This is a genomic window from Mycobacterium sp. 1165178.9 (genome assembly GCF_001673555.1).
In the GTDB taxonomy this organism is placed as follows: Bacteria; Actinomycetota; Actinomycetes; order Mycobacteriales; family Mycobacteriaceae; genus Mycobacterium.
The window spans coordinates 1-25,628 of record NZ_LZMB01000498.1; the positions used below are offsets into that span (position 1 = coordinate 1).

A 25,628-nucleotide genomic window follows, 5' to 3' on the forward strand; every position below is an offset into this window, starting at 1 on the left:
GGTAGTCGCTCGCCGAGGCCAGTGGCTGGGTCTGCACCGTCCAGACTCGCTCGCGGCCCCGCCGGCTGCTGGACACCAGCCCAACCGACTCCAGCAGCTGCAGGTGCTTGCTGGCCGCCTGCCGGGTGACCGGGATGACGCTGGTGACCTGCGATGTCGAACTGGGGCCCTGATCGCAAAGCCGCACGATGATGCGCAGCCGGTTGGGATCGCCCAGCGCGTCGAAGAACGGCGCGTCGACGGCGACATGTCCGCTCATACCCGGACGTCTTCGATGTACTTGCGCACCAGTGTGGTCTGGATTTCCCAGCCCTCGCCGTTGGCCTCGAACGCCGGCCCCCGCCGCGCCTGGGGAATCGCCTCGAATCCGGACTCGGTGATGGTCAGCAGCACGCCGTCGTGCCGCTCGGACAGGGTGAACTCGACCAGCGTGGTCGGCTCGTCGTCGTAGTCGACGTCCGGGTCGACGGCGAACGGATGCCAGCGGTAGGCGAACCGGCGCTGCGGCTCGACGGCGACGATCTGCCAGGTGCTTTGCACCCCAGCGTGCGGCTGCTGTCGCTCGGCGACCTCGCTGTCGACGATGGTCGGGCTGATCGCGGCGGTCACCGACGTCCCGGCGACGAACGGCCCATCGAAGCGCACCCCGAACCAACGGCCGAACTCCTCGGCGTCGCTGATGGCCCGCCACACCCGCTCGAGCGGCGCGCGCAACACCACGTGCTTCTCGATTTTCATATGCAACCTCCTGGTTGCCTATGAGTTCAGCACACCGCGCCAAGAAACGCAACCGTATGGTTGCCTATTCGATGGCGTCGGGATCTTCGGCGAACATCTCGGCCGCCTTGCGGGCGAGCTCGATCGCGGTGCGCGCCCACTCCGGCGTCGCGCCGGCCAGGCCACACGCGGGCGTGACGCCGATGCGGTCGCGCAGCGCCGAGCGCGCGAAGCCCAGGCGATCGGTCACCGCGACCACCGCGGCGGCCGCCTCCCGCGCCGACGGGCGGCGCGGCGGGGCGTGGCCAGCGACCACCCCCAGCGCGACGGTGCGGCCGGACTCCACGAACTCGGCGGCACCGTCCAGACCCGCCGCATTCAGCGCGCCGGCGTCGACCGAGACGGCCCGAAAGGCACTGCGCTGCAACAGGTCCCACGGCAAATCGGGGGCACAGCAGTGCAGCAGCACCTCGCCGCCCACGGTTCGGGCGCAGGTGTCCAGCAGCGTGGCGGCCACCTCCTCGTCGACTGGCGCCACCGGGCTCAGCGCGGTCACCCCACTCAGCCCGCCGCCCAGGGCTTTGGGCAGCGACGGCTCATCGAACTGCACCACCACTTCCGCCTCGAGCCGCCGGGCCAGCCCCGCGCGATGCGCCGACACGCCCTCGGCCAGCGACGCCGCCAGGTCGCGCAACGCCCCAGCATCGGTGATCGCCCGATGGCCGCTCGCCAGCTCGACCTCGGCAGCCAGGGTGATCGGCCCCGGCGCCTGCACCTTCACCACCCGGCCGTCGTTGCGCAGGCCGGCCGCTTCCCAGGCCTCTTCGAGCGCGTCCATGTCCTCGTCGAGCAGGCTGATGGCGCGGCGGGTGACCGCCCCGGGGCGGGCGGCAAGCCGGTAGCCGCGCGGCACCGTGTCGATGGCCACGTCGACCAGCAGCGCACCGGCCCGGCCGATCACGTCGGCGCCCACTCCGCGCGCGGGCAGCTCGACGATGTGCGCCAGCGCGCCCGCCAGTTCACCCACGACGACTTCGGTGGCTTGGCGCGCGGCGATGCCGGGCATCGATCCGACACCGCTGGCGTTGGCGAAGGGATGGGTGAAAACACTCACCGGACAACCGTATTCGACGTCGCACCACCCGCCGCTTGGCAGGGGTCTGTGTGCCGCCGGGCAGCGCGGGTAGGTTCAACGCAAAAGGGGTGCGAAAACGTGTCGCAGAAGGCGAAATCAGCGTGGCTACCGCTGCTGTGCGCGGTGGTGGCACTGGTGGCGTCGTGCACCCGGGTTGTGGACGGTGCGGCAGTGGCGGGATCCGGCGCCGGCCGCAGGGTGGTACAAGGCGTCGACGTCGACATGATCCTGCTGGATCAGTCGCGGATGCGGGCGATCACCGGCGCCGGTGAGCATCTGACCATCATCCCCTCGATGGACGGCACCAGCCCGGTGGACATCGACGCGCTGGCCGATAACGCGCCGCGCGAGTGCCGGTTCATCTACGCCGAGACGGCAACGTTCGGGCGCGATCTCGAGGCGTTCCACAAGACGACGTTTCAGGACCCACCCGATGGAGCGTTGATCTCCGAGGGCGCCGCGGCCTATCGCGATGCGGATACAGCCCGCCGTGCCTTCGGCGCCCTGGTGAGAACCGTCGGCGACTGCGCGAACGGGTCCAGCGGGCAGCTCTACGTCGGCGACTGGAACGCCGACGCCACCTCGCTGCGTCTGCGGCCCGGCGGATGCGGCCGCGACTACCGGATCCTGTCGGTGGCCCTGCTGGAGGTCACCTTCTGCGGGTTCGCCCAATCGGTGTCCGACATCGTGATGACGAACATCTCGGCGAACATGCCGCGGTAGCCGGAGATTCAGCGGGTGGTGCCGGCGATGGTGGCGCTGCCAAGCACCTCGTCACCGTCGGGATCGGGCCGATACAGCACCAGCGTCTGGCCCCGGGCCACTCCGCGCATCGGCGCTCGCAACCGCACGACGAGCTCGTCGTCGACCAGTTCGGCTATGGCGTCGGCCGGTTCGCCGTGCGCGCGCACCTGGACCGCGCACTCCACCGGTCCAACCGGGGCGACGCCCGAGGTGAAAATCGGTGTCCGGCCGACTATTTCGCGTATCTCCAGATCGGCCGCCTCGCCCACCTGCACGGTGCCCGTCTCGGCGTCGATCGACGTGACGTAGCGCGGGCGCCCGTCGGGCCCCGGCCCGGCGATGCCGAGCCCCTTGCGCTGGCCGACGGTGAAACCGTGCACGCCGTCGTGCTCTGCGAGCACCGTGCCGTCCGCATTGACCACCGGGCCGCGGCGCACCCCGATGCGCTCGCCCAAAAAGGCGCGGGTGTTTCCCGAGGGGATGAAGCAGATGTCATGGCTGTCCGGCTTTTCGGCGACCGTCAGACCACGCCGGGCGGCTTCGGCCCGGATCTGCGGCTTGCGGGTGTCCCCGATCGGGAATGCCGCGTGGCGCAACTGGTCGGCGCTCAGGACGGCCAGCACGTAGGACTGGTCCTTGTCGTGATCGACGGCGCGACGCAGCCTGCCGTTCTGCAGCCGGGCATAGTGGCCGGTGGCCACCGTGTCGAAGCCGAGCGCAATGGCTTTCGCCGACAGCGCAGAGAACTTGATCTTCTGATTGCACACCACGCACGGGTTGGGGGTCTCGCCGCGCGCATACGACGACACGAATTCGTCGATGACGTCCGAGGCGAACCTCTCCGCGAAATCCCATACGTAGAACGGTATTCCGAGCACGTCGGCTACGCGGCGCGCGTCGGAGGCGTCTTCCTTCGAGCAGCACCCGCGCGAACCGGTGCGCAGCGTGCCTGGTGCGCTGGACAGGGCCAGGTGCACCCCGACCACGTCATGTCCGGCGTCGACCATTCGGGCGGCGGCGACCGACGAGTCGACGCCACCGCTCATGGCAGCAAGCACTTTCACTCAGGACGCCCCCGCGGCGGCCAGTGCGGCGCGACGGGCGCGGTCCACCGCCCCGGGTAGTACCCCCAGCACCGCGTCGACGTCCGCGTCAATACTGGTGTGCCCCAACGAGAGTCGAAGAGATCCGCGAGCGCTGGTCGCGTCGGCGCCCATCGCGATCAGCACGTGCGAGGGCTGTGCGACACCGGCGGTGCAGGCCGAGCCTGTCGAGCACTCGATTCCGTTGGCGTCCAACAGCATCAACAGCGCATCGCCCTCGCAGCCGCGGAACGTGAAATGCGCATTGCCGGGAAGACGCTGGGGGTACCTCCCGCTTGCGGGGGACGGATCGCGGGCGCCGTTGAGGGAGACGTCCTCGATACCGCCCAATACACCGTCGACCAGCCGGTCGCGCAACGCCCGCAGCCGGCCACTGTTGGCCTCGAGCGCGTCAACCGAGATCCGGGCCGCCGCTGCCATTCCGACCGCGCCGGCGACATCGGCGGTGCCCGAACGGATGTCGCGCTCCTGCCCACCTCCGTGTGCCAGCGGCACGCACGCGACGTCGCGACGCAGCAGCAGCGCGCCCACGGCCGGCGGTCCACCGAACTTGTGGGCCGCCACGCTCATCGCCGCCAATCCGCTGGCGCCGAAGTCGACCGGCAACTGCCCCACCGCCTGAATGGCGTCGCTGTGCATCGGCACGCCGAATTCCGCGGCGACGGCGGCGAGTTCGGCGGCGGGCATGACCGTGCCGACCTCGTTGTTGGCCCACATTACCGAGACCAGCGCGACATCGTCGTGGCGAGTGAGCACCTCGCGCAGCGCCCCCGCCGACACCGATCCATCGGCGGCGGTCGGAAGCCAGGTGACCTCGGCACCCTCGTGTTCGACGAGCCAGTTCACCGAGTCCAGCACGGCGTGATGTTCCACCTCGCTCGTGACGATGCGCCGCCGGCGGGGCTCGGCGTCGCGGCGCGCCCAGTAGATGCCCTTGACCGCCAAGTTGTCGCTCTCGGTGCCGCCGGCGGTGAAGATGACCTCCGAGGGGCGCGCGCCCAGGCTGTCGGCGATCAGCTCACGGGATTCCTCGATGCGGCGCCGCGCCGCCCGGCCGCTGGTGTGCAGCGACGACGCGTTGCCGACCGTGCCGAGCACAGCCGTCATCGCCTCGACGGCGGCGGGGTGCATCGGGGTGGTGGCGGCGTGATCCAGGTAGACCATGACGCGACCCACGATACCGGCCCGCCGGTTTGCTCAGGCCACCAGCACGTGCCCGTGACCAGCGCGCCGGGTAGTCCCGGCACTCACCGCGGATTGGCACCGGCCGGCCAGGGCGCGCCGGTCCGTCCCCGGGAGCTGCAGAGACTCGACATGCACCCGCGCCAGCGTGCGCGGCACGACGAGCAGCCGACGGATCGAGCTCAGCAGGGTCTCGTCACCGACGAAGGCCGGCAAAGTCGAGGGGCGGCCGTCGACGTGGTGGTAGGTCAGCCGCAGCGGCTGCACCGGCCGGCCGGCGTCGATGGCGGCCTGAAACATCGCCGGATAGAAGGCGCCACGATCGCGACCACACCAGGTCGTGCCCTCCGGGAACGCCACCACCGTCTGTCCGGCGCGCAGCCTGCGGGCGACGGCGTCCACGACGCCGGGCAGGCGGCGCAGACTGGACCGCTCGATCGGGATGATCTTCAGGAAGCGGGCCAGGATCCCGGTTGTCGGGCCGGTGAACATGTCGGCGCGCGCGACGAACGATCCGGGCAGCACCGACCCGATGGCGAAGACGTCGACCCAGGACATGTGCGGGCTCACCACCAGCACCCCCCTCAGGTTGCGAATCGGGTTGCCCGTCACGGTGATTCGCACGCCCAGGCAGCGCAGGACCAACCTGCAATAGATGCGCTGCACGCGGGTGTGCCCCGGCAGCGGGACCGCCAGCAGCGGCAGCCCCGGCGCCAGCAGCAGCGCCAGCGACAACCGAAGGGTAATGCGCAGCGCCCTGCGCAGCGGCCCCGACGTCACCATGCCGCCCGCGCCCACACAGCTCGCATCGCACGATGCGCGCGGAAACCAGGAGTGCCCGGTGGCGTTCATCGCCGGCCGCCCGCCGATCGCATCTCGGCAGCGACGGACACCGATCGGAGTCGCTTCAGATATCGGGTGTCGGCGTGCGCTTTGCCCAGCAGGACGCAGAAATCGCCCACGCCGAAGTCTGGGTCGTGCGCCGGTTCGCCGCATACCTGGGCGCCCAGTCGCAGGTAACCGCGCATCAACGCCGGCACCGAGGGCCGCGCGGGCGGCGCGATGTCGTCGATGCCCTTCCCGTCGACGACCACCGGCCGGTGCGGGTACACCCGGTACTCCGGCGGTGCCCCATGCCGGCTGAGGATGAAGTCGCGGACACCGCGCAGTTGGCTGCCCGGGGCTACGTCGGATTCGCCGGCGATGGGCACCGACACGCACCCGGTCACGTGGTCGTAGCCGTAGCGGTCCAGGTAGGCCAGGATGCCCGCCCACATCAACAGCACGACGCCGCCGTTGCGATGCCCGTCGCGCACCACGGCGCGTCCCATCTCCACCAGCGACGGCCTCAGCGGGTCGAGCGCGCGGATGTCGAACTCGGTGGCGGTGTAGAGCCCGCCGGCCGCGATGGCCCCCGCCGGGGCCAGCATGCGGTAGCAACCGACCAGCTCACCGGTGGCGTCATCGCGCACCAGCAGGTGGTCGCAGAACTCGTCGAACCCGTCGAGGTCCCGGCCATCCTGGCCGGCCGCCGGCAGTGCGAAGCCCGGCGTGCTGGTGAACACGTCGTACCGCAGTCGCTGCGCCGCCTCGATCATGCCGGGGTCGGTAGACAGCAACAGGGAGTAGCGGGGTGCGGCCGACGAGCCGGTGGCGTTACCAGTGGGCTTTTCGCTGGGTATGAGGACCGAAGCAATGCTCATGACCCCCAACGTGGCGTAGTCGATGAGCTAGTCGGCATCGCCGCTGTGACGTGTCGGTGCACGTCAGATGACGAACTGTGCGCGGGAAGGCCGTTGTGCGACGCAGCTCACACGAGCGCACAACGGCGGGTTGAACATTGCGTTGCCGATTGCCGTGGTTGAGCCTGTACCGCACCGGGTAGGACGTGCAGGGTGACTAAGTCGCGGTGGATTCGGACTTCTCTGGTGAACCACGCCTCGGACGCGGTATGAGCGCGGACGCACGCCGCTGGTGCTTTGCCGATCAACTCGGCCCGCACTTCCTGGACCACCCCGACCAGCCGGTGCTGCTCATCGAGTCCCGCGCTGTCTTCGAACGCCGTCGATTCCACCGCCGCAAGGCCCACCTTGTGCTGTCCGCGCTGCGCCATCGCGCGGCCGAACTCGGCGACCAGGCGCAATTCCTGCAGACCCGCACCTACGGCGCAGCCCTGGAACGGGTGCAGGAGCGCATCAGCGTATGTCAGCCCACCACCTGGGCGGCGGACCAGTTCGTGCGGTCGAAGCCGGCCATTGAGGTGTTGCCGGCGCGCGGGTTTTGTACCGATCGCGGCGATTTCGACACGTGGGCCAAGCGGCAGCGCACGCTGCTGCTGGAGAACTTCTATCGCGACGCGCGCCGCCGGTTCGAGCTGCTGATGGACGGCGACCAGCCCGCGGGCGGTCGGTGGAATTTCGACGCCGACAACCGCGAGCCGGCGCCGAAGGGCACCACAACGCTCGACGTGCCCGCGCCTTGGGGTCCCGACGAGGACGACATCGACGAGCGGGTGCGCGCCGACCTGGACCGCTGGGAACGCGACGGCGCCGTCGCCTTCGTCGGCCGCGACGGGCCGCGGGAATTCCCCGTCACCGCAACCGAAGCGCAGTCCGCCCTGCAGGTGTTCCTGCGGGATCGGTTGCCGCACTTCGGACCTCACGAGGACGCCATGCTCTCCGGTGATCGGTTCATGGCGCACAGCCTGTTGTCGGCGCCGATGAACCTGGGCCTGCTGCACCCGCTGGATTGCGCGTACGCGGCCGAGGACGCCTACCGGGCGGGCGACGCGGCACTGAGCAGCGTCGAGGGTTACATCCGCCAGCTGATCGGGTGGCGTGACTACATCTGGCACGTCTATTGGCATTTCGGGCCCGACTATCGGCACCGCAACGCGCTCGCGGCGCGCGCCGGGATACCGGACTGGTTCGCCGACCTCGACGCCGACGCGGTCGAGGCGCGCTGCCTCAAAGACGTGCTGGCGCAGGTGCGCGACCACGGCTGGGCGCACCACATCCCGCGGCTGATGGTGTTGTCCAACTACGCGCTGCAGCGAGGGTGGAATCCCGCCGCCGTCACCGACTGGTTCCACCGGTGCTTCGTCGACGGCTACGAGTGGGTGATGGTCGCCAATGTCGTGGGCATGTCGCAGCACGCCGACGGCGGGCTGATGGCGACGAAGCCCTACGCCGCGGGAGGTGCCTACATCAACCGCATGAGCGACTATTGCGGACACTGCACATATCGCCCCACCGAGCGAGTCGGTGAGCGCGCCTGCCCCTTCACGGGCGGCTACTGGTCGTTCCTGAACCGCAGCAAGAATTCACTGGAGGGAAACCGGCGCATGACGCAACCGTTGGCGGGCCTGCGGCGGCTCACCGATCTCGACGACGTAGTCGAACAACAGCGCCGGTTCGGGCAGGCCGCGCCATGATGCTGACCGCCGATCGCAGGATCGCGGCGCCGCCGGCCGCGGTGTGGGAATTGCTGGTCGACCTGGACGCGTGGCCGAAGTGGGGTCCGACGATCCGGCGCGCCCGGCTGGACGCGCCGCACGCCGAGCTGGCTTTGCATGCCACCGGCTCGGTGCAGACCCCCCTTCTCGTCGCGGTGCCGTTCGAAGTCACCGAGTTTGAGCCGGGGCGCCAATGGGCGTGGAAGGTGGCCGGTGTGCCGGCGACCCGGCACCGGGTGGACCCGGTGGGCGGCGGTGCGCGGGTGAGTATTTCGGTGCCGTGGTGGTCCGCGCCCTATCTGACGGTGTGCTCCGTCGCAGTGCGCCGCATCGATGCGATGCTGACAGGCGCCTAGCGGACGTCGACGGGCGGGTCCGAGAACCGTTGTGCGATAACGTCATTGGCTAGCGCGGGCGCTAGCGGATTTGGAGTTCGGTTCATGGTGTAGACACGGACGCGTCCGAACGCAAAAGCCCCCGGCACCGAAGTGCCGGGGGCTGTGCGGCCGAGAGACTCAGCCCTTACGTGTCTTGATCGCCTCGGTCAGCTGCGGCGCGACCTTGAACAGGTCGCCCACCACACCGTAGTCGGCGATCTCGAAGATGGGCGCCTCTTCGTCCTTGTTGACCGCGATGATCGTCTTGGACGTCTGCATGCCGGCGCGGTGCTGGATGGCACCCGAGATGCCCAGCGCGATGTAGAGCTGCGGCGAGACGGTCTTACCGGTCTGGCCCACCTGGAACTGGCCCGGGTAGTAGCCGGAGTCGACGGCGGCGCGCGACGCACCGACGGCCGCCCCCAGCGAGTCGGCCAGCTCCTCGACGACGCTGAAGTTCTCCGCGCTGCCGACACCGCGACCACCGGAGACGACGATGGTGGCCTCGGTCAGTTCCGGACGGTCACCGGCCACCGCGGGCTCGCGGGCGGTGATCTTTGTGGCGTTCTCGGCCTGGGCCGGGACCTCGACCTTGACCTCTTCGCCGGCACCGGCCTGCGGTTCGGCGTCGACGGCGCCGGCGCGCACGGTGATCACCGGGGTGTCGCCGTTGGCCTGCGCCTCCACGGTGAACGCGCCACCGAAGATGGAGTACGTCGCTTTGTTGCCTTCCTTGACCTCGACCACGTCGACCAGCAGGCCGGATCCGATCCGGGCCGCGAGCCGGCCGGCGATCTCCTTGCCGTCGGCGTTGGCCGACAGGATCACCGCGGCGGGCGAGTTGGACTCGGCGAGCGAGGCCAGCACGTCGACCACCGGGGTGATCAGATACTTGTCGACGTCGTCGGACTCGGCGACATAGATCTTCGCGGCGCCGGCCTCCTTGAGCCCGTCGACCAACGGCGCTGCGGTCCCGGGAGCCCCGACCACGACGGCGGCGGGCTCGCCCAGCGCGCGGGCGGCGGTGATCAGTTCGGAGGTGACCTTCTTCAGCGCACCTTCTGCGTGCTCGACGAGCACCAGTACTTCAGCCATGGGTTATTTCGCTCTTCTCGTCTACTCGGGTCAGATGATCTTCTGGGCAACCAGGTACTTGGCGACGTCGTTACCGCCCTCGCCCTCGTCGGTGACCTTCTCGCCCGCGGTCTTCGGCGGCTTGGGCGTCGACGACAGCACGGTCGAGCCGGCGTTTTCCAGCCCGACCTCGTCGCTCTCCACCCCGATCTCCGCCAGGGTCAGCACCGTGACCTCTTTCTTCTTGGCGGCCATGATGCCCTTGAAGGAGGGGAAGCGCGGCTCGTTGATCTTCTCGGTGACGCTGACCACCGCCGGCAGGGTGGCCTCGAGCGTGAACACGCCCTCGTCGGTCTCCCGCTCGCCGGTGACCTTGTCGCCCTCGATCGAGAGCTTGCGCACGTGGGTCAGCTGCGGCAGGCCCAGGTACTCGGCGATGACCGCCGGCACCGCGCCGCCGGTCCCGTCGGTGGCCTCGTTGCCGGCGATGACCAGCTCGGTGCCCTCGATGGTGCCCAGCGCACGCGCCAGGGCCCATCCGGTCTGGACAACGTCCGAGCCGTGCAGGCCGTCGTCCTTGAGATGGACGGCCTTGTCGGCGCCCATCGACAGCGCCTTACGGATGGCTTCGGTGGCGCGCTCGGGACCCGCGGTCAGCACGGTCACCGAGCCTTCGCCGCCCTCGCGCTCACGGATCTGCAGCGCCTCTTCCACCGCGCGCTCGTTGATCTCGTCCAGCACCGCGTCGGCGGCCTCACGGTCCAACGTGTAATCGCCGTCAGAAAGCTTGCGCTCCGACCACGTGTCTGGGACCTGCTTGATCAGGACCACGATGTTCGTCATGAGTGTGGTTCGTCCTCCTAGAAGGGGGCTCGCAGCAATCGACTGCGAAACCTCGGTACGCGTTTTCGCAACGCACGGCCGTGTTACTACCCGGTAACTTTGTGCGGTATGCATTCACACCATAGCTGGTCGTAGTGCACGTTCTCGCAGCCCGTCCGCCGCCTGAGAAGCGGGGGCTCACATCCCCGGTTCGCGAATCCGACACTTCGCGTTAGCCTGCCTATGCAATGAGCGCACCGGTCCCTGACGTCCCGCGGCACACCCCTGGCGACACCGCCTCGGCGGGTGACGCCGTGATGATGCTGACGGGCGAGCGCACGATCCCGGGTTTGGACATCGAGAACTACTGGTTTCGCCGCCACGAGGTCGTTTACCAGCGGCTCGCCGCGCGTTGTGCGGGCGCCGACGTACTCGAGGCCGGCTGCGGCGAGGGCTACGGCGCCGATCTGATCGCCGGTGTCGCCCGCCGCGTCATCGCGGTGGACTATGACGAGGCCGCGGTGGCCCATGTCCAAAGCCGCTACCCACGGGTGGACGTCATGCAGGCGAACCTCGCGCGGCTGCCGCTGCCCGATTCGTCGGTGGATATTGTGGTCAACTTCCAGGTGATCGAACACCTGTGGGACCAAACACAGTTCGTCATCGAGTGCGCCCGGGTGCTGCGGCCGTCGGGGCTGTTGATGGTGTCCACACCGAACCGGATCACCTTCTCCCCGGGCCGCGACACCCCGATCAACCCGTTCCACACCCGCGAACTCAACGCCGCCGAACTGACCCAGCTCCTCATTGACGGGGGCTTCACCGACGTCTCGATCACCGGCCTGTTCCACGGCCCGACGCTTCGCGAGATGGACGCCCGGCACGGCGGATCGATCATCGACGCCCAGATCCAGCGGGCAATGGCCGCTGACCAAGATGCGCCGTGGCCGCCCGAGCTGGCGGCCGACGTCGCCGCCGTCACCATCGGGGACTTCGAACTGGTCGAGGCCGACGCGGGTGCGGGCTCCGGCTACCACATCGACGACAGCCTCGACCTGATCGCGATTGCGGTAGCCCCGTGAGCACGCCGCAGAATCGGGTTCCCGGCCTATTCACCCTGGTTTTGCACACCCACCTGCCGTGGCTCGCCCACCATGGTCGCTGGCCGGTCGGCGAGGAATGGCTGTATCAATCCTGGGCTGCGGCCTACCTGCCGCTGATGCGCGTGCTGAACACATTGGCCGGCGAAGAGCGGCGGGGCGTGGTCACGCTGGGCGTCACTCCGGTGGTGAACGCCCAGCTCGACGACCCGTACTGCCTGGACGGCATGCATCATTGGCTGGCCAACTGGCGGCTTCGTGGCCTGGAGGCCACCAGCGTGCGGTCCGCTCCCCGGTCGAAGTCGGTCGGCTACCAGTCGTGCACACCGGAAGCATTGCGCCTCTTAGGAATTCGCGAATCCGCCGAGGGGCAGCGGGCGCTGGACGACTTCGCCACGCTGTGGCGGCACGGCGGGAGCCCGCTGCTGCGCAACCTGCTCGACGCCGGCGCGGTGGAGCTGCTCGGCGGCCCGCTCGCCCATCCGTTCCAACCGCTGCTGGCGCCGCGGCTGCGTGAGTTCGCCCTGCGCGAGGGCCTGGCCGACGCGCAGGCGCGCCTAAGACACCGCCCGGGCGGCATCTGGGCGCCCGAATGCGCCTACGCGCCCGGCATGGAGCACGACTATTCCGCCGCGGGCGTCACCCACTTCATGGTCGACGGCCCGTCGCTGCACGGCGACACGGCCCTGGGCCGGCCCGTCGGCGACACCGATGTGGTCGCGTTCGGGCGTGACCTGCAGGTCAGTTACCGGGTCTGGTCACCGAAATCCGGCTACCCCGGGCACGCCGCGTATCGCGACTTTCACACCTATGACCACCTGACGGGCCTCAAGCCGGCCAGGGTGACGGGCCGCAACGTGTCCTCGGAGGACAAGGCGCCCTACGATCCCGAACGAGCCGACCGCGCGGTCGACCTTCACGTTGCCGATTTCGTCGACGTCGTCCGCAACCGCCTGCTCTCGGAGTCCGACCGCATCGGGCGACCGGCTCATGTGGTCGCCGCCTTCGACACCGAGCTGTTCGGCCACTGGTGGTACGAGGGCCCCGCGTGGCTGGAGCGGGTGCTGCGGGCCCTGCCCGAAGCCGGCGTCCGGGTGGGCACGCTGACCGACGCGCTCGCCGACGGCTTCGTCGGGCACCCGGTGGCTCTGCCGCCCAGCTCGTGGGGCTCGGGCAAGGACTGGCAGGTCTGGGCCGGCGATCAGGTCGCCGATCTGGTCGCGCTGAACAGCGAAGTGGTCGACGTGGCGCTGAGCACCGTCGACAAGGCGCTGTCCCAGACGGCCTCGTTGGACGGGCCCATCCCCCGCGACCACGTCGCCGATCAGATCCTGCGCGAAACGCTGCTCACCGTCTCCAGTGACTGGCCCTTCATGGTCAGCAAGGATTCGGCCGCCGACTACGCCCGCTACCGCGCCCACCTGCATGCGCACGCCACCCGCGAAATCGCCGACGCGCTGGCTTCCGGACGGCGCGAGACCGCGCAGCGGCTCGCGGAGGGATGGAACCGCGCCGACGGCCTGTTCGGCGCCCTCGATGCCCGCAGGTTGCCCCGATGAGGCGGGCCGCGGCGTGAAGATCCTGATGGTGTCGTGGGAATACCCGCCGGTGGTGATCGGCGGGCTCGGCCGGCACGTACATCATCTGTCGACCGCACTGGCCGCCGCCGGTCACGACGTCGTCGTGCTGTCGCGGCGTCCCACCGGAACCGATCCCCGCAGCCATCCGTCGTCCGACCACATCAGCGAGGGCGTCCGGGTGATCGCGGCCGCCCAGGACCCGCACGAATTCACCTTCGGCACCGACATGATGGCGTGGACGCTGGCAATGGGCCACGCCATGATCCGCGCCGGTCTGTCCCTGACGAAGCCGGGCACCAATCGCGCCTGGCGCCCCGACGTGGTGCACGCGCACGACTGGCTGGTGGCCCACCCGGCGATCGCGCTCGCCCAGTTCTACGATGCGCCAATCGTTTCCACGATCCACGCCACCGAAGCCGGTCGGCATTCCGGCTGGGTCAGCGGCGCGATCAGCCGTCAGGTGCACGCGGTCGAATCGTGGCTGGTGCGCGAATCCGACTCGCTGATCACATGTTCGGCGTCGATGGCCGACGAAATCACCGAACTGTTCGGTCCCGGCCTAGCAGAGATCACGGTGATCTGCAACGGCATCGAGACGGCACGATGGCCGTTCGCGGAGCGCCGCCCGCGCACCGGGCCGGCTGAGCTGCTCTTCCTGGGCCGGTTGGAATACGAGAAGGGGGTACACGACGTGATCGCCGCGTTGCCCCGGATCAGGCGCAGTCACCCCGGCACCACGCTGACCATCGCCGGTGAGGGCACCCAGCAGGGCTGGCTCATCGAGCAGGCCCGTAAACACCGGGTGCTCAAAGCGATTCGGTTCGCCGGCCACCTGGAACGTGCCGAGCTGCTCGCCGTCCTGCATCGCGCCGACGCCGCGGTGCTGCCCAGTCACTACGAGCCGTTCGGGATCGTGGCGCTGGAGGCGGCCGCGGCGGGCACTCCCCTGGTGACGTCGGACATCGGCGGCCTGGGCGAGGCGGTCATCAACGGCCAGACCGGTGTGTCCTGCCCACCTCGTGACGTGGCCCGGCTGGCCGAGGCGGTGCGCACCGTGCTCGACGACCCACAGGCCGCGCAGCGGCGCGCCCACGCCGCCCGCAAACGGCTCACGTCGGATTTCGATTGGCGCACGGTCGCCGACAAGACCGCGCAGGTGTATCTGTCGGCCAAGCGAGGAGTGCGGCAGCCACACGCGCGGCTGCCCATCATCGAACACGCCTTGCCGAACCGGTAGCCCGTTCCTAACGTTTCAGGCATGGGGCTGGACTATTCGAGCGTCGTGGACGCTGGAATCACCGACGTTTTCGATTGGTATGCCAGGCCGGGGGCGTTCGCCCGGCTTTCGCCGCCGTGGCAGCCGATGCGGCTGGTCACCGAGGCCACCTCGCTCGAGGACGGGCGCGCCACGCTGGCGCTGCCCGGGGGCCTGCGCTGGGTTGCCGTCCATCAACCCGACGGCTATGACCCGCCGCGGCGCTTCGTCGACGCCATCGGCGGCGACGGCCTCGCAACGCTTCCGGCGCGAATTGCGGTGCGCTGGCGGCACATCCACGAATTCGAAGATCTTCCAGACAACCGCACCAGGGTGATCGACAGGGTCGACACGCCAGTGCCCGGGCCGCTGTTGCGGCCCATGTTCGACTACCGGCACCGGCAGCTGGCCGACGACTTGGCCGCCCACCGGCTGGCCGCCGAGAACGGGCTGCGGCCGCTCACGATCGCCATCACCGGATCGTCGGGACTGGTCGGTTCGGCATTGACCGCCTTCCTGCGCACCGGTGGGCATCGGGTGATACAGCTGGTCCGCCACTCCGCACGCGGCGACGATGAGCGACGGTGGAACCCCGACGACCCCGATCCGGCGCTGTTCGATGGGATCGATGCGGTGATCCATCTCGCGGGCGCCTCGATCGCCGGCCGGTTCACCGACACACACCGGCAGGCGATCCGGGACAGCAGGATTGGGCCGACACGGCGGCTGGCCGAACTACTGGGCCGCGGCGAGCCCCGGCCCGGCGTGCTGATTTCGGCGTCGGCGATCGGCTACTACGGATACGACCGGGGCGATGAAACTCTCACCGAGGACAGCGCTCGCGGCGACGGATTTCTGGCCGACGTGGTGACCGACTGGGAGGAGGCGACCACGCCTGCTCAGGATTCTGGAGTGCGGATCGTACATGTGCGAACCGGGATCGTGCAGTCGCCCGCCGGCGGCACGTTGAAGCTGATGCGTCCGCTGTTCAGCGCCGGCTTGGGTGGCCGCCTTGGTAACGGTCGACAATGGCTGTCCTGGATCGGGCTCGACGATCTGGTGGACGTCTACCACCGTGCCCTGTGGGACCTGACGCTGTCTGGGCCGGTCAATGCCGTTGCACCGCAACCGGTTCGCAACAGCGAGTACACCGCCACCCTTGCGACGGTCTTGCATCGACCGGCGGTGCTGCCGGTGCCGTCGCTGGCTCCGCGGCTGCTACTGGGCGGGCAGGGCGCCCGCGAGCTGGCGTGCGCGAGCCAGCGAGTGGCGCCCGCCAAACTCGCCGCCGCCGGGCATCGGTTCCGCCAACCGGACCTGGATCAGGCGCTGCGTCACCTGTTGGGGCGCACGGGTTGACGATGCGCCGGGACTCTCAGGGCACCCGCCGCGTGGTGAGCGGCCCGTCGGTGACGTCACGGGTGAGCGCCTCGACGAACGTCCTGGAATGCAGCACCGGGCTCGGTGTCCCCGAGTCATGAAGGAACCCGTCGATGAGGTCGCTCAGGGCTGCCACCGACTCCCACCGGGGCGACCACCCGAGCACGTCGCGCGCGCGGCCCGTGTCGAGCAGCGGCAGCGAGAAGGCCATGTCGAGCCAGCCCCGGTCGATGGGCTGTAATCTCGCCCGCCATGAGGCCTCCACCGCCACCCCGAGTACGGCCGAGGGCACATGTATCGGGTGGGCCCGCAATGCCTTTGCGATGTCGTCGCGGGATACCGGCGGTTCGGCGGCGAGGTTGAACGGGCCCAGCGCACAGCGCTCGAGCGCTTTCACGCAGGCGTCCGCGACGTCGTCGGCGTGCACGATGGACACACACAGCGAGCGGTCCAGCGGAAGCACGGGCAGCCAGCGCAGCCAGTGCGGATCCAGGTACGCGGGCAGGGTGTAGCGCCGCAGGCCGGGTGCGGCGTCGCGCTGCATGATGAATCCGGGCCGCATCCGGGTGATGCCGACGCCCTCGGGGTTGCCGCGCTCGTAGTCGTCGAGCATGTGTTCCACCGTGGATTTCGCCCTGCTGTAGGCCGATGATCTGATGCCCGCGGTCGACCACGACTCGTCGACCTGTTCTCCGTAGCGTCCGGCGGCGTAGGCGCCCACCGACGACATGTGCAACAGGTGAGGCACCTTGGCGTTGTGCGCCGCGCTCAACACCGCCGCGCTTCCATTGACGGCGACCGCGTCCAGGTATCGCCTGTTGCGGGTGGGTTGGAACCCCCACGCCAGATGGATCACACACTGCGCGCCGCGAAAGACGTTGAGCAACTGGATTTCCACGCCCGGATCTGCGAGGTCCAGCTCATGCCATTGGACCGATCGATACACGCCGTCCGGTGGCGGCCGTCTGCGGGTGACGCCGACGATCTCGTAGTCGGTGCCGTCTTCGGCGAGCCGGCGCAGCAGCGCGGTGCCGACGTTGCCACTGGCCCCGGTGATGACGATCCGCTTGGACACGGCTACCTCCTTGCCAACGAGCGGCTACTCTTCGGCGTCTCTGCCGTCGCGGCTGTGCTGATAGGCGCGGGCGCGCAGGTCCGCGAGCCAACGGGGGTGCAGGCTCAAGCCGGGTGCCGTGTTGAGGACGGGGTCGAACGACACGTCCCGGTCGTCACCGGGATCGATGGCGGTGGTCAGAGTGATGCGGGCGACGGGAGTGAAATCGGCTGTGCCGCAGGCTTGATCGAGTGCCACCTCGATGTTGCTGCGCTCGAGCTTGGACCGGATGCTGTCCAGGGACAACCCGGTGCCGCCGATCTCGCTCGAGGTTCGGGCCCGAAGCCACCAGTTGTTGCCTCGGTAATGCAACGGCATCAGCGTGGTCAGTGTTTGCCCGTTCCACGACGTGGCGGGCCGTAGGGCCACCGCACGTGACAGCACCCCCGACCCGGACGAGACGAGCAGGATGTCCCACGGCTTGTCGGCCGGCTTCGGCACGGGTAGCCGGAATGCCAACCCGATGAAGTCGGGCAACGCCCCAGGCGTGCCGCTGGCCTTCGACACGCGCGCAACAATTTCCGAAGACGCGATCGGTAAGCCCTGGGCCGCAGGGGCGACGCGCTCGATGAAGCCCCCGGCGAGTACCCCGATCGGATGGAAGAACCGCTTACCCCGGATCGCCGAGCCCCACTGAAAGGGCAGCGCGACCAGATCGAAAACATTCACCGGCGGCGGATTCCCATTCTGCGGCGGGGGAAACAGGCCATTCGACACCGGCGTCCCTCCGGTTGGGGCGTCAAGATTACGACGACGCGGCAGCGCCTGTGTGCCGGCCGATCATTCGCAGTGCCGGCGGATGTTGTTGCGGACTGTAGGTGTGGCTGTCGACATAGACCTGTGCCATGACCGCCTGCCACGACTCGATCTGGGGTAGGGACTTCCAGGTGCCCTCGACCAATCCCACGATCAGGGCATTGTGTTCGTCGGTCAGGGTGTAGACCGGACCGCCGAAGTCGCGGCTGTCGAGGGCCATGTCGGTGATGACGAAGCGTCCGTTATTCACCGAACTGACCGAGCCGCATCGCTGGCCGGTGGCGCTCCTCAGCTGGCATACGGGCAGCCCGGGTTGCGCGCGCATGTCCGGCGAGGATCCCAAATGACGCCCCGTCGGCAACACATCGGTGGCCGTCACATCCGGCGCGATCGCAATGACTTCGTATTCCACGGGCAGCATCGAGGTATCGGCGGTGGAGTCCGCGTCGACTTGGCGCCGGCCCAGGACCACGTTGCCAATCGGCTTGCGGTCGCGGTCGGTCACCACGGACTGCCCGCCGTCGCATTGGCCACTGGTCATGGCGACCCGCAACCGCGTCTCAACCAATCCCACCATGCAGACCGTGCTGCCTTGGTGAATCTCCATTCCGGGGAAAACGGTGCTGCCGGGATCGGCAGCCACCTGACCCGGCGCGGTGAGAAGCATCGTCGTGAATGCCGATGCAACCGCTAGCCGGCGTAGCCGGTGGCCGAGCTCCTTCATTGGACGCATCACCCCTTAAGTCCGGGGTCCTCCGCGTTTACTACTTGACACGCGTATACCCCCCGCCTACCTGGTCAAACCGCCTTCAAATCGGCCCACAAGCGAATGAGCGCCGGTTTGCCGAAAGGCCGGTAAACGAACACTTCGCGGGTGCACGCCCGCCGACCTGCGCTGGAAAGCGCTGGTCCGGGTTCCCGCGTGTTCGCCGCGCGACCTGGGGCATTTCGGCGAATCGATATCTGAGCGCTCACCTCGGCGGTAAGCTGCCAAACAGGTTGAGTTCACAGCTGCGTCTCTACGGGAGCGGTGTGCAAAACACTGTTCACTCCCTCGTTCACGACATTCGATAGGCGGTCTCATGGCTGCTATTCGCTCCGCAAACTCGGCGGACCAACACGACCCCGCACGGTGCCGGTACATGGCTCACTTCGACCGGGCACACCTGTTCGTCTATGCGCGCAATCTCGGCACGGTCCTGCGCGTCGACGGCGAGATCGACGCCTCGAACGCGAAGGATCTGACCCAGGCGATCCGAAACTTCGCCCGGCTCAAGACTCCCCTGGTGCTTGACCTCAGTCATCTTGGATTTGTCAGCGTGGAGGGTTTCCGCGCGCTGCTGTTACTCAACGACGAGCTTCGCAAGGCGCGCGTGTACTGCAGCGTGGTCGGCGGCACGGCGGTGCGCCCGCTGTTAAGGATTGTGCATCACAACGGGTTGCCGATCGCCGGTTCGGTGCCCGAGGCCTTTCAGAACATCGACGACATCCTGCGGGACCGGCGACAGCTCCTGTCCGGACTGGCGCGGCCGAAACCGGCGCCGCCCCAAGCCGCGCACAGCGCTGCGTCCTAAAGGCCGGTTAACCTGCTGTGGCGCTTAGGGTTTCGACCCGCCGCCCAGTTCGTCCTGAAAGCAGCGCAAGGCGTCGATGAGCGCGGCGAATACTCGATGTGCTGCCGTCAGGTCCGCATCGGGTAGGTCGGCTAGCGCGAGTCGGGTGTGCGCGTCGAGCGGACTGAAAAACGACCGGGCGGTGGCCAAACCGAATTCATCGTTACGCAGGACGACCTTTCGGCGGTCGGCCGGGTCGTTGTCGCGACGAATGTGACCGGCGTCGATCAGCCGGTCGACCAGATAGGTAATCGCCGACCCCGACAGACCCATCCGCTGGCTGAGGTCGCTCGAGGTCATCGGCCACCCGCCCATCTCCGCCACCATGATGTATAGCAGGGCACGAAAATCATTGGGCCGCAGGCTATGTATCAACGCGAACAATTGACCGATCTGATCGGACCCGGTTGACAGTTCCCGCAGATCGGCCGATATCAGCGACTCCAACTCATCGCGGCCGAAGCGCTGCGCATCAGCGTCCATAACGCTGTGAGCATATCGCCGATCCGGGTGACATTTCAGTTTCTTAAATTTTCGACAGAGCCGTGCTGTTGTCGGCACATGACGGACACCACGCAAAATTGGTCGTCCGCTGGCGCATGCCGGTGAATTTCATTAAATTAATGTTTAAGTTATTGAACAAGGTGGTATGTGGTAGCGGGCGGCGCGTGGGCGCGTCTGACGGTCAGCGCTGTGGTTTTGCCCGCCTCGTCGGCGGGTATGACGCGTGTGTTTGGCCCGCGCAGGCTGGGCACGCCAAGCCGTCCGGAAGGGAGCGCTTGGGCAGTATGAGAGCTGTGTCGTTTTCACCCGCGAGTCCGCCGGTGGCGATCGGTTGGCGCAGCGCTGACGGCTTCGGATCATGGCGGTCGAACCTGCGGCGGATGGTGTTGGGCAATGTCGCCGATTTCGTTGCCGCACGGCGTGCCGGCGAGCTGGAGCAGGTGCGCGTCGACGCGAGCGGCGACATTCTGGTTCAGTTCGTCTCAGGCGGCAAATGCCTGCGGTCCACCTTCGTATACCTGGGCTGGCTGTGCGGCGCGGCGCCCGACGACGCAGCCCTGCGAGCGGCGGCCAGCTTCGAGTTGCTGCACGCCTTCGCCCTGCTCCAAGACGACGTCATGGATGGTTCCGACGAACGGCGCGGCCGTCCCTCGGCGCATCGGCAATTCGGCAAATGGCATCGCGAGCGCGGATTGTCCGGCTCATCGCGGAGATTCGGTGAATCGGCGGCCATCCTGCTGGGCGACCTCTGTCTCATCTGGGCCGAACAGATGCTGCGCGAGAGCGGCGTCGAACCAGCGCGTCTGCAACGCGCGTGGCCGCGCTATGACGCCATGCGCACCGAGCTCGCCGTCGGGCAATTCGCCGACTTGACGAACGACGCGCGTCATACCCCCGGCCTGGATGTCGTCCTCGACGTAGCACGGCGAAAGTCAGGCAACTACACCGTGCGCCGGCCGTTGGAAATCGGCGCGGCCATGGGCGAGTGCGACGAACGAACGTTGTGCGAACTCGGCCGCTACGGCGCGGTCGTCGGCGAGGCATTCCAACTTCGCGACGACGTGCTCGGCGTCTTCGGCTCGCCGGCGGTAACGGGCAAGCCAAGTGCCGGCGACCTGCTCGAGCGCAAGGCGACAAGCGTGGTGGTGGCCGCCCACCAACTGGCCGATACGCCCACCCGCCATGAACTCGTCGAGCTCGCGAATCGTGAAGCCCTCGACGACAATGCGATCGACCGGTGGAAAGCGCTGATCGTCGAGACGGGAGCGGTGCAGCTGATCGAGCAGATGATCGGCGACCGTGTCGCTTCCGCGTGCGAGCACATCAGCGACCTGCCGATCGACGAACCCGTTCGCACCGCGCTGGCCGAAATGGCGGCCGTCTGCACGGATCGCGTTGAATGAGTAGCACCGACCGGGGAGCCTGTTGATCATGCGGACCATCGAAGGGCGCGGAGATCACGTGGTGGTGATCGGTGCCGGGCTGGCCGGCCTTTCGGCAGCCCTGCACCTGGCCGGCCGCGGGCGCGCGGTCACTGTGGTGGAGCGCGAGCCGTGGCCTGGCGGGCGGGCCGGCCGCCTCGACATCGACGGGTACCGGATCGACACCGGACCGACGGTGCTCACCATGCCGGACATCATCGACGAGACGTTCGCGGCGGTGGGCGAACGGCTCGCCGACCGCATGGAGTTGTTGACGGTCGACCCGGCGTACCGCGCCGTGTTCGCCGACGGCAGCGCGCTCGACGTGCACAGTGACGCCGATCGGATGGCCGACGCCGTCGCGGAGTTCGCTGGCTTCGGGCAGGCAGCGGGCTACCGACGGCTCCGGAAGTGGCTGACACGGTTGTACCGCACCGAATTCGACGGCTTCATCGCCGCGAACTTCGATTCGCCGCTGTCGCTGCTCACCCCGCAGTTGGCGCAACTGACCGCGATCGGCGGCTTCCGCAAGTGGGACCGGATGGTCGGGCGGTACATCAGCGACCCGCGGCTGCGGCGGATCTTCACCTTCCAATCGCTGTACGCCGGGGTTTCCCCACGCGACGCCCTGGCGGTGTACGCGGTGATCGCCTACATGGACACCATTTCCGGTGTGGTGTTTCCACGCGGGGGCGTACGCGCGCTGCCCGACGCACTGGCCGCGGCCGCCGCCGATGCCGGCGTTCGATTCTGTTACGGCGCAACCGTTACCGCGCTCGAACGCACGGGTGGCCGGGTCAGCGCGGTGGTGACCGAGCAGTCCGTACGCATCGCCTGCGACGCGGTGGTGCTGACCACCGAGCTACCTCAGACCTACGCGTTGCTGGGCCGCACACCGCGTCGCGCGGTGCGGCTGCGTCCGTCGCCCTCGGCCGTCGTGGCGCACCTGGGCTGTCCGGCGGTCGCACCCGAGACGGCCCACCACACCATCCTGTTCGGCGAGGCATGGGATCAGACGTTCACCGACATCGTCGACGACGGACAACTCATGCGGGACCCGTCCTTGCTGGTCACCCGGCCGACCGCCAGCGACCCGACCCTGGCTCCCGAGGGACGCGACCTGCTCTACGTGCTCGCCCCGGCGCCGAACCTGGATCGCGGAACCATCGATTGGGCCAGCACCGGCGGCGCCTACGTCGAGGACATGATCTCGCACGTCGCCGACCGGATGCTGCCCGGATTGCCGCACGACGCAACGCTTTTAGATGTCGTCACGCCGGCCGACTGGGCGCGGCAGGGTATGGCGGCCGGCAGCCCGTTCGCGCTCGCCCACACGTTCGGTCAGACGGGACCGTTTCGTCCCGGCAACATGGTGCGTGGCATCGACAATGCGGTGCTCGCCGGGTCCTCCACCGTGCCCGGCGTCGGAGTTCCGACCACGCTGATCTCCGGGCGGCTCGCCGCCGACCGCGTCACCGGCATCCCCACCCGATCGAGCGCGCACTTCGACATGAAGGCCGGGTCGCGATGATGCGCAGCGAGTTGGCCGCAGCCGGAATCGACGATCCGCGGCTGCGCGACGGATACCGGCAATGCCGCGAACTCAATGCCGCCCATGGCCGCACCTTCTTTCTGGCCACCCGACTGCTCGCGCCCGACCAGCGGCCGCCCGTGCACGCGCTGTACGGCTTCGCGCGATACGCCGACGACATCCTCGACGATCTTGACCCGCACGTGGGTTCCGACGTCCGCGGCCGCCGGCTGCAGCAGCTGTCGGAGCGATTCTTCTCCGGCGGTGCTCACCTGGAGGATCCGCTGGTCGCCGCGGTCACGGACACCGTGCGGCGCTATCGGATCAGCGCCGGGCTGTTCGAGGACTTTCTGGCTTCGATGCGGATGGATCTCACCGTCACCGAATATCCCGACCGCCACGCCCTCAACCTGTACATGCGGGGTTCCGCGGAAGCCATTGGTTTGCAAGTGCTTCCCATATTGGGCACGGTGACGCCCACGCAGGAGGCCGCCCCGTACGCCGCGGCACTGGGTCGGGCGTTCCAGCTGACCAATTTCCTGCGCGACGTCGACGAGGACCTGCAGCGCGGCCGGGTATACCTGCCGGCCGACGAACTGGCCGCCGAGGGCGTCGACCGAGAGCTGTTGCTCTGGTGCCACGCGCACCGCCGCACCGATCCGCGGGTGCGCCGGGCCCTGGTCGCCCAGCATGAAATCGCCAGGCAGACCTATCGATTCGCGTCGGAAGGGATTGCCACGCTGGCCGCCCGCTCGCGGCCGTGCGTGGCGACCGCGGCCGCACTCTACTCAGAGATCTTGGACTGCATCGAAAGAAGCGACTTCGCGGTGTTCGATCACCGCGCCACCGTCGGCAAGGCGCGACGACTCCGGGTCGCCGGTGCGGGACTGATACGGTCGTGGCGGGCGCGGAACGGCGCGCGGGGCGTTCGTCAATCGGGGGCCGGATGAGCGATCGGTGGCAATACCTGGCTGTGCTCGCCGCATGCCTGGTGATCACCGCGCCGCTGGAGATGTTCGGCCCCGGCGTCTACCGGCAGTGGCGCCGGCTCATCAAGGCGGTCGTGCCGGTGGCTGTCGTGTTCCTGATCTGGGATGCGATCGCGGTCGCCGTGCACGTGTGGACGTACGACCGCGCGTACCTGTGCGGCCTGAGCATCCCGTTCCGGGTGCCGATCGAAGAGGTGCTGTTCTTCCTCGTCATTCCGGTGTGCGCGTTGCTGACGTACAACGCGGTGACCACCATCCTGGCGAAGGTGCACCGCCGATGACCGGCCTGGGCTATACCCTGCCAGCCGCGCTGGCGGTATTGCTGGTCTGCGCAATGGAATTGGCGGTGCTGCGGACCGGACTCTTCCGGCGGCCGGCGTACTGGCTGTCGATGCTGATTGTGCTGGGATTCCAGATCCCGGTGGACGGCTGGCTGACCAAACTCAGCTCCCCAATCGTGATCTATGACGACAGGCAGCTCAGTGGCGTGCGTTTTCCCTTCGACATCCCGATCGAGGATTTTCTGTTCGGCTTCGCGCTGGTCACCGCGGTGCTGTTGCTGTGGGAGCGGCAACGTGCGCGTCGGTGATGCGGGCCCCGGTGAGTTGGCGGCCGCGTTCGACGCGGGAGCGGCGGCCTACGACCGCCTAGTCGGTGCCAGCCCCGGCTACCACGCGCAGCTCGCTTTGTCGGCTCGACGGATGCGGATTCCGGCCCGCGGCAAGGGGTTACGCTTGCTCGATGCCGGATGCGGCACGGGCGCCTCGACGGCCGCACTGCTGGCCGTCGCGCCGGAGGCGGACATCGTCGCGGTCGACGCATCGCGGGGAATGCTCGACGCGGCGCTCGCGAAGCGCTGGCCCGACTCGGTGCGCTTCGTGCACACCCCCGTCGAACAGCTGGCAGAACACGGGATCACCGGCCCCTTCGACGGCATCCTGGCCGCCTACCTGATCCGCAACGTCGCCGACCGCGACGCACAGCTGCGCAAGTTCCGCGAGCTGTTGCGCCCGGGCGGCACGCTGGCGGTGCACGAATACTCGGTGCGAGACTCCCCCGCGGCGACCCGCATCTGGCACGCGGTGTGCTGGGGCATCATCATCCCCGCCGGCTGGTGGCGCACCCGGGACGCGGGGTTGTATCGCTACTTGTGGCGCAGTGTGCTGGCGTTCGACGGCGCTGCCCGGTTTCGGATTCGCCTTGCCGACGCCGGTTTCACCGCGGTGCACAGCGAGACGATGCCCGGCTGGGAAGCCAACATCGTGCACACTTTTCTGGCGGATGCGCCGCGATGACCGCCGACCGGCGTCGCCGAACGTTCGACGCGCCAACAGGATTGCCGGATGCCGTGCGGCCTCGGGGAAACGGATGTCTTCGAGGAACGTCGCGGCGTCGGTGTGGTCCAGGCGCTTGTAGGTGCCGGGCACCGATACGGCGGCCAGTGGTGCGGCCGCCCGGGCGTCGATGCGGGTGAAGTCACGCAGCCGGAACGTGGGGCTGCGCGCCGCGAACACCACGGCGTTCCACGGTGGGGTGCGCGGCAGCCCGCGGAAGCTGTCGCGCCGGCCCGCCCCGTCGATCAGCGGGTAATCCTCGACGGGAGTGAGCATCCGCAGTTGCGGGTCGATTCGGCTCAGCAGGGCGCGCAGGTTGTAGTACTGCCGGAAGAACGCGTGGAAGCCGCGGGTCATCGCGAGCTCGGCGCCCCCTTCCAGTACCGCGCTGTCTCGTGGGAGGAGAAGCGCCGCCCGCTCGCCGCCGCCCGAGTGCCCGATGC

The 25,628-nt window shown here is 68.6% G+C and carries 27 protein-coding genes and 1 pseudogene; 14 read left to right on the forward strand and 14 right to left on the reverse strand.

Going from position 1 to position 25,628, the window contains the following annotated elements; translation table 11 throughout:
* The 3 genes from A5652_RS21265 to A5652_RS21275 all read right to left on the reverse strand — a co-directional run.
* Window positions 1–259, reverse strand: a 259-nt coding sequence (locus A5652_RS21265; protein WP_067356267.1) for a helix-turn-helix transcriptional regulator, incomplete at its 3' end; no start/stop codon positions are given.
* On the reverse strand, window positions 256–738 hold the full coding sequence (locus A5652_RS21270) for an SRPBCC family protein (protein ID WP_067356271.1): 483 nt from the start codon (window positions 736–738) through the stop codon (window positions 256–258). The genes A5652_RS21270 and A5652_RS21265, both read right to left, overlap by 4 nt.
* A gap of 64 nt (window positions 739–802) precedes the next feature.
* Complete coding sequence (locus A5652_RS21275) at window positions 803–1,783, reverse strand: methionine synthase (RefSeq protein WP_067356344.1); 981 nt, start codon at window positions 1,781–1,783, stop codon at window positions 803–805.
* A gap of 147 nt (window positions 1,784–1,930) precedes the next feature.
* On the opposite strand from A5652_RS21275, the gene A5652_RS21280 reads away from it, so the two are divergent.
* Window positions 1,931–2,575, forward strand: a complete 645-nt coding sequence (locus A5652_RS21280) for a sensor domain-containing protein (protein ID WP_197514046.1) — start codon at window positions 1,931–1,933, stop codon at window positions 2,573–2,575.
* An 8-nt stretch (window positions 2,576–2,583) separates the two neighbouring features.
* Here A5652_RS21280 and mnmA read toward each other — a convergent pair whose 3' ends face one another.
* Genes mnmA through A5652_RS21300 form a run of 4 tightly spaced genes read right to left on the reverse strand, consistent with a single transcriptional unit; the run spans window position 2,584 to window position 6,584 of the window.
* Window positions 2,584–3,660: a tRNA 2-thiouridine(34) synthase MnmA gene (gene mnmA, locus A5652_RS21285; protein ID WP_067356274.1), complete on the reverse strand. Its 1,077-nt coding sequence runs from the start codon at window positions 3,658–3,660 to the stop codon at window positions 2,584–2,586.
* The gene (locus A5652_RS21290; RefSeq protein WP_067356277.1) at window positions 3,661–4,863 is read right to left on the reverse strand and encodes a cysteine desulfurase family protein; all 1,203 of its coding nucleotides are present in this window, start codon (window positions 4,861–4,863) and stop codon (window positions 3,661–3,663) included.
* Between the two features lie 33 nt (window positions 4,864–4,896).
* Entirely contained in the window at window positions 4,897–5,733 is an 837-nt protein-coding gene (locus tag A5652_RS21295; RefSeq protein WP_067356281.1) for a 1-acyl-sn-glycerol-3-phosphate acyltransferase, read from the reverse strand.
* A complete protein-coding gene (locus A5652_RS21300) occupies window positions 5,730–6,584 on the reverse strand; it encodes a GNAT family N-acetyltransferase (protein ID WP_067356285.1) in 855 nt (284 codons plus the stop codon). The genes A5652_RS21295 and A5652_RS21300 overlap by 4 nt, the downstream gene beginning before the upstream one ends.
* A gap of 248 nt (window positions 6,585–6,832) precedes the next feature.
* Between A5652_RS21300 and A5652_RS21305 the strand changes: the two genes are divergently transcribed.
* Both A5652_RS21305 and A5652_RS21310 read left to right on the forward strand, forming a co-directional pair.
* Window positions 6,833–8,314: a cryptochrome/photolyase family protein gene (locus A5652_RS21305; protein ID WP_067356288.1), complete on the forward strand. Its 1,482-nt coding sequence runs from the start codon at window positions 6,833–6,835 to the stop codon at window positions 8,312–8,314.
* Window positions 8,311–8,691 (forward strand): SRPBCC family protein, encoded by a 381-nt coding sequence (locus tag A5652_RS21310; RefSeq protein WP_067356291.1) that lies wholly within the window; start codon window positions 8,311–8,313, stop codon window positions 8,689–8,691. The genes A5652_RS21305 and A5652_RS21310 overlap by 4 nt, the downstream gene beginning before the upstream one ends.
* A gap of 159 nt (window positions 8,692–8,850) precedes the next feature.
* Here the strand turns inward: A5652_RS21310 and A5652_RS21315 are convergent, their stop codons facing one another.
* Together A5652_RS21315 and A5652_RS21320 are read right to left on the reverse strand one after the other, a co-directional pair.
* Window positions 8,851–9,807, reverse strand: a complete 957-nt coding sequence (locus tag A5652_RS21315; protein WP_067356295.1) for an electron transfer flavoprotein subunit alpha/FixB family protein — start codon at window positions 9,805–9,807, stop codon at window positions 8,851–8,853.
* 30 nt (window positions 9,808–9,837) lie between these two features.
* Window positions 9,838–10,629, reverse strand: a complete 792-nt coding sequence (locus A5652_RS21320; protein ID WP_067356298.1) for an electron transfer flavoprotein subunit beta/FixA family protein — start codon at window positions 10,627–10,629, stop codon at window positions 9,838–9,840.
* 227 nt (window positions 10,630–10,856) lie between these two features.
* Between A5652_RS21320 and A5652_RS21325 the strand changes: the two genes are divergently transcribed.
* The 4 genes from A5652_RS21325 to A5652_RS21340 are packed head-to-tail and all read left to right on the forward strand — an operon-like array spanning window position 10,857 to window position 15,902.
* A complete protein-coding gene (locus A5652_RS21325) occupies window positions 10,857–11,690 on the forward strand; it encodes a bifunctional 2-polyprenyl-6-hydroxyphenol methylase/3-demethylubiquinol 3-O-methyltransferase UbiG (protein ID WP_067356302.1) in 834 nt (277 codons plus the stop codon).
* Window positions 11,687–13,267, forward strand: a complete 1,581-nt coding sequence (locus tag A5652_RS21330; RefSeq protein WP_067356305.1) for a glycoside hydrolase family 57 protein — start codon at window positions 11,687–11,689, stop codon at window positions 13,265–13,267. The genes A5652_RS21325 and A5652_RS21330 overlap by 4 nt, the downstream gene beginning before the upstream one ends.
* A 13-nt stretch (window positions 13,268–13,280) precedes the next feature.
* Complete coding sequence (locus A5652_RS21335) at window positions 13,281–14,525, forward strand: glycosyltransferase family 4 protein (protein WP_067356351.1); 1,245 nt, start codon at window positions 13,281–13,283, stop codon at window positions 14,523–14,525.
* A gap of 21 nt (window positions 14,526–14,546) precedes the next feature.
* Window positions 14,547–15,902 (forward strand): TIGR01777 family oxidoreductase, encoded by a 1,356-nt coding sequence (locus A5652_RS21340; RefSeq protein WP_067356309.1) that lies wholly within the window; start codon window positions 14,547–14,549, stop codon window positions 15,900–15,902.
* A 16-nt stretch (window positions 15,903–15,918) separates the two neighbouring features.
* Here A5652_RS21340 and A5652_RS21345 read toward each other — a convergent pair whose 3' ends face one another.
* From A5652_RS21345 to A5652_RS21355, 3 genes are all read right to left on the reverse strand, one after another.
* The gene (locus tag A5652_RS21345) at window positions 15,919–16,998 is read right to left on the reverse strand and encodes an NAD-dependent epimerase/dehydratase family protein (protein ID WP_067356312.1); all 1,080 of its coding nucleotides are present in this window, start codon (window positions 16,996–16,998) and stop codon (window positions 15,919–15,921) included.
* Between the two features lie 24 nt (window positions 16,999–17,022).
* Window positions 17,023–17,706 (reverse strand): phosphodiesterase, encoded by a 684-nt coding sequence (locus A5652_RS21350; RefSeq protein WP_067356354.1) that lies wholly within the window; start codon window positions 17,704–17,706, stop codon window positions 17,023–17,025.
* Window positions 17,707–17,782: 76 nt separating this feature from the next.
* Window positions 17,783–18,517 (reverse strand): hypothetical protein, encoded by a 735-nt coding sequence (locus A5652_RS21355; protein ID WP_067356316.1) that lies wholly within the window; start codon window positions 18,515–18,517, stop codon window positions 17,783–17,785.
* A 418-nt stretch (window positions 18,518–18,935) separates the two neighbouring features.
* On the opposite strand from A5652_RS21355, the gene A5652_RS21360 reads away from it, so the two are divergent.
* Window positions 18,936–19,367, forward strand: a complete 432-nt coding sequence (locus tag A5652_RS21360; RefSeq protein ID WP_067356320.1) for an STAS domain-containing protein — start codon at window positions 18,936–18,938, stop codon at window positions 19,365–19,367.
* Window positions 19,368–19,391: 24 nt separating this feature from the next.
* Here the strand turns inward: A5652_RS21360 and A5652_RS21365 are convergent, their stop codons facing one another.
* Window positions 19,392–19,889: a MarR family winged helix-turn-helix transcriptional regulator gene (locus tag A5652_RS21365; protein WP_067356323.1), complete on the reverse strand. Its 498-nt coding sequence runs from the start codon at window positions 19,887–19,889 to the stop codon at window positions 19,392–19,394.
* 305 nt (window positions 19,890–20,194) lie between these two features.
* On the opposite strand from A5652_RS21365, the gene A5652_RS21370 reads away from it, so the two are divergent.
* Genes A5652_RS21370 through A5652_RS21395 form a run of 6 tightly spaced genes read left to right on the forward strand, consistent with a single transcriptional unit; the run spans window position 20,195 to window position 25,146 of the window.
* Window positions 20,195–21,313, forward strand: a complete 1,119-nt coding sequence (locus A5652_RS21370) for a polyprenyl synthetase family protein (protein WP_067356326.1) — start codon at window positions 20,195–20,197, stop codon at window positions 21,311–21,313.
* Between the two features lie 28 nt (window positions 21,314–21,341).
* Entirely contained in the window at window positions 21,342–22,862 is a 1,521-nt protein-coding gene (crtI, locus tag A5652_RS21375) for a phytoene desaturase family protein (protein ID WP_067356357.1), read from the forward strand.
* A complete protein-coding gene (locus A5652_RS21380; RefSeq protein WP_067356330.1) occupies window positions 22,859–23,812 on the forward strand; it encodes a phytoene/squalene synthase family protein in 954 nt (317 codons plus the stop codon). The genes crtI and A5652_RS21380 overlap by 4 nt, the downstream gene beginning before the upstream one ends.
* Window positions 23,809–24,132, forward strand: a complete 324-nt coding sequence (locus A5652_RS21385; RefSeq protein ID WP_067356333.1) for a lycopene cyclase domain-containing protein — start codon at window positions 23,809–23,811, stop codon at window positions 24,130–24,132. Before A5652_RS21380 ends, A5652_RS21385 begins: the two co-directional genes overlap by 4 nt.
* The gene (locus A5652_RS21390; RefSeq protein ID WP_067356336.1) at window positions 24,129–24,440 is read left to right on the forward strand and encodes a lycopene cyclase domain-containing protein; all 312 of its coding nucleotides are present in this window, start codon (window positions 24,129–24,131) and stop codon (window positions 24,438–24,440) included. Before A5652_RS21385 ends, A5652_RS21390 begins: the two co-directional genes overlap by 4 nt.
* Complete coding sequence (locus A5652_RS21395) at window positions 24,427–25,146, forward strand: class I SAM-dependent methyltransferase (RefSeq protein ID WP_067356340.1); 720 nt, start codon at window positions 24,427–24,429, stop codon at window positions 25,144–25,146. The genes A5652_RS21390 and A5652_RS21395 overlap by 14 nt, the downstream gene beginning before the upstream one ends.
* On the opposite strand, the pseudogene A5652_RS27090 reads toward A5652_RS21395, so the two are convergent.
* Window positions 25,132–25,557, reverse strand: a pseudogene (locus A5652_RS27090) (isorenieratene synthase); the annotation flags it as partial. The gene A5652_RS21395 and the pseudogene A5652_RS27090 overlap by 15 nt on opposite strands.
* Window positions 25,558–25,628: the final 71 nt, after the last annotated feature.

What these genes read in the sequence shown, in the direction of transcription:
- A5652_RS21270 (WP_067356271.1), bottom strand. Translation starts at nt 738, where the DNA reads ATGAAAATCGAGAAGCACGTGGTGTTGCGCGCGCCGCTCGAGCGGGTG.
- A5652_RS21275 (WP_067356344.1), bottom strand. Translation starts at nt 1,783, where the DNA reads ATGCCCGGCATCGCCGCGCGCCAAGCCACCGAAGTCGTCGTGGGTGAA.
- A5652_RS21290 (WP_067356277.1), bottom strand. Translation starts at nt 4,863, where the DNA reads ATGGTCTACCTGGATCACGCCGCCACCACCCCGATGCACCCCGCCGCC.
- A5652_RS21295 (WP_067356281.1), bottom strand. Translation starts at nt 5,733, where the DNA reads ATGAACGCCACCGGGCACTCCTGGTTTCCGCGCGCATCGTGCGATGCG.
- A5652_RS21300 (WP_067356285.1), bottom strand. Translation starts at nt 6,584, where the DNA reads ATGAGCATTGCTTCGGTCCTCATACCCAGCGAAAAGCCCACTGGTAAC.
- A5652_RS21305 (WP_067356288.1), top strand. Translation starts at nt 6,833, where the DNA reads ATGAGCGCGGACGCACGCCGCTGGTGCTTTGCCGATCAACTCGGCCCG.
- A5652_RS21310 (WP_067356291.1), top strand. Translation starts at nt 8,311, where the DNA reads ATGATGCTGACCGCCGATCGCAGGATCGCGGCGCCGCCGGCCGCGGTG.
- A5652_RS21315 (WP_067356295.1), bottom strand. Translation starts at nt 9,807, where the DNA reads ATGGCTGAAGTACTGGTGCTCGTCGAGCACGCAGAAGGTGCGCTGAAG.
- A5652_RS21320 (WP_067356298.1), bottom strand. Translation starts at nt 10,629, where the DNA reads ATGACGAACATCGTGGTCCTGATCAAGCAGGTCCCAGACACGTGGTCG.
- A5652_RS21325 (WP_067356302.1), top strand. Translation starts at nt 10,857, where the DNA reads ATGAGCGCACCGGTCCCTGACGTCCCGCGGCACACCCCTGGCGACACC.
- A5652_RS21340 (WP_067356309.1), top strand. Translation starts at nt 14,547, where the DNA reads ATGGGGCTGGACTATTCGAGCGTCGTGGACGCTGGAATCACCGACGTT.
- A5652_RS21355 (WP_067356316.1), bottom strand. Translation starts at nt 18,517, where the DNA reads ATGAAGGAGCTCGGCCACCGGCTACGCCGGCTAGCGGTTGCATCGGCA.
- A5652_RS21360 (WP_067356320.1), top strand. Translation starts at nt 18,936, where the DNA reads ATGGCTCACTTCGACCGGGCACACCTGTTCGTCTATGCGCGCAATCTC.
- A5652_RS21365 (WP_067356323.1), bottom strand. Translation starts at nt 19,889, where the DNA reads ATGGACGCTGATGCGCAGCGCTTCGGCCGCGATGAGTTGGAGTCGCTG.
- A5652_RS21370 (WP_067356326.1), top strand. Translation starts at nt 20,195, where the DNA reads ATGAGAGCTGTGTCGTTTTCACCCGCGAGTCCGCCGGTGGCGATCGGT.
- crtI (WP_067356357.1), top strand. Translation starts at nt 21,342, where the DNA reads ATGCGGACCATCGAAGGGCGCGGAGATCACGTGGTGGTGATCGGTGCC.
- A5652_RS21380 (WP_067356330.1), top strand. Translation starts at nt 22,859, where the DNA reads ATGATGCGCAGCGAGTTGGCCGCAGCCGGAATCGACGATCCGCGGCTG.
- A5652_RS21385 (WP_067356333.1), top strand. Translation starts at nt 23,809, where the DNA reads ATGAGCGATCGGTGGCAATACCTGGCTGTGCTCGCCGCATGCCTGGTG.
- A5652_RS21390 (WP_067356336.1), top strand. Translation starts at nt 24,129, where the DNA reads ATGACCGGCCTGGGCTATACCCTGCCAGCCGCGCTGGCGGTATTGCTG.